Origin of the sequence: Pseudomonas aegrilactucae (assembly GCF_019168305.1) — a bacterium.
Classification (GTDB): domain Bacteria; phylum Pseudomonadota; class Gammaproteobacteria; order Pseudomonadales; family Pseudomonadaceae; genus Aquipseudomonas; species Aquipseudomonas aegrilactucae.
The window spans coordinates 1-2278 of record NZ_JAHTBI010000174.1 but is presented as its reverse complement, the minus strand read 5'-3'; the positions used below and the strand labels follow the sequence as shown (position 1 = coordinate 2278).

The 2278-nt window shown below is 65.5% G+C and carries 1 protein-coding gene; it reads left to right on the top strand.

The window, feature by feature from the left end:
* Positions 1-2278 (top strand): DUF6531 domain-containing protein (locus KUO17_RS26375; RefSeq protein ID WP_255263817.1); only part of this gene is annotated, 2278 nt, incomplete at both ends.

The window sequence follows — 2278 nt, the reverse complement described above, 5'->3', positions numbered from 1 at the left end:
GCGCCTGCCCGGGCACCTGCAACAGCATCAGCTTCGCCACCGGCGCCGAGTCGCTGCAGCACACCGACTTCAGCCTGCCGGGGCCGTTTCCACTGGAGTGGACGCGCACCTACTGCTCGGCGCTGGATGCCTACGACCACGACGTGATGGGCGCGCGCTGGATCACCGCGTTTACCACGCGGTTCGACTGTGTCGATGACGGCCTGGTGTTCCATGACGCCGATGCACGCAGCCATGACTACCCGCTGCCCAAGGTCAGGGGCGCGCATTACGACGCAGTCGAAAATTTCACGCTGATTCGCACGAGCGAGCATCAGTTGCTGCTGTGCCGGGGCTACGATCGCAAGGAAACCTACGTCCGCCACGGTGATCGCTTTTTGCTCAAGCAGGTGGTGCTGCGCAATGGCGCGGGCGTCATGCTGCACCACGAATACCGCCACAACGATCAGCCGGTACTGTCGGACCTGATCACCTATCAGGATGAACTGACCGAGGTGCACCTGCACCTGGGCACGATGCTCGACGAGCAGGGGCGCCTGAGCGGCCTGTGGGAGATTCGCGACGGGCAGGTGCTGCGCCAGCTGTGCGCCTATCACTACGATGCGGCCGGCGACCTGAGCCAGGCGCAGGACGAACAGGGCGCGGCCTGGAACTACCAGTACCAGCACCACCTGATCACGCGTTACACCGACCGCACCGGGCGCGGCATGAACCTGCAATGGCAAGGCACCGGCGCCGATGCCAGGGCGGTGCGCGAGTGGGCGGATGACGGCAGCTTCGACACGCGCCTGGCGTGGGACGAAAACATCCGGCTCACCTACGTCACCGATGCGCTGGGCCATGAGACCTGGCACTACTACGACCTGCTGGGCTACACCTACCGCATCCGCCATCCGGACGATCGCAGTGAATGGTTCTTCCGCGACCCGGCCAAGAACATCATCCGGCACGTGCACCCCGATGGCACCCAGGACCGTTACAGCTACAGCGACTGCGGGGACCTGCTGCAGCACATTCGTGCCGACCACACCACGGTGCATTACGCCTATGACGACCAGAGCCAGCTGATCAAGATCCGCGATGCCGAAGGCGGCCTGTGGCTGCGCGACTACAACGAGCGCGGCCACCTGCTCGAAGCGACCGATCCGCTGGGCAACAAGACCGAGTACGCCTACACCCCAGCGGGCCTGCCGACGGCGATCAAGGATGCCCACGGCAATGAAAAGGCCATGGCGTACAACGCCGCCGGCCAGTTGCTGAAGTACACCGACTGCTCGGGCAAGGTCAGTGCCTGGGACTACGACGAGCACGGCAACCTGGTGCAGTTCACCGACGCGGCCGGGCACACCACCCAGTACGCCTACAAGGCCGGGCAACTGTCGCTCATCACGCACCCGGACAAGACCCAAGAGCGTTTCGAGCGTGACGCCGAGGGCCGCCTGCTGGCACACCTCGACGCACTGGATCGCTGCACCACCTGGAGCTACAACGCGGCCGGCCTGATCAACGAGCGGGTCGACGCAGCGCAGCAGACCCTGCGCTACCACTGGGACCCGCTGGGGCGCCTGACGGCCCTGGAAAATGAAAACGAACGCCGTGCGCACTTCCACTACGACCCCATGGGCCGCTTGCTGGGAGAGCGAGGGTTTGACGGCCGCGCCACGCGCTACACCTACGAGGCGTCCACCGGCCGGCTGCAGAGCACGGTCAATGGCGAGCGCAGCATCACCCTGCGTTTCGACGCCATGGGGCGGCTTGCCGAGCGCAGCGCCAGCCTCAGCAGCCAGAGCAACCTGAGCCAGCGAGAGACGTTCGCCTACGACGGCAACGGCCAGTTGATCATGGCCAGCAACGATCAGAGCCGTGTGCAGTGGTTCCACGACCCGGCCGGCAACCTGGTGCGTGAGCACCAGCATTACCTCGGGTTGCAGACCCCGGTGGTTGCGGTGTGGAAGCACGAGTACGACGTGCTCAACCAGCGTGTGGCGACGGTGCGCCCGGACGGGCATCGGGTCAGTTGGCTGACCTACGGCAGCGGCCATCTGCTGGGCCTGCGCCTGGATGACCACGACCTGCTCAGCTACGAGCGTGACGACCTGCACCGCGAGGTGGCGCGTCATCAGGGCAACCATCTGCTGCAGACCCAGAGCTGGAATCCGATGGGGCGCCTGCAGGAACAGCTGCTGGGCCGTAGCGACGACAACAGCACGCTGCTCAAGCGCGCGTATGTGTATGACGCGGCCGGGCAACTGACCGACATCGACGACACCCGGCGCGG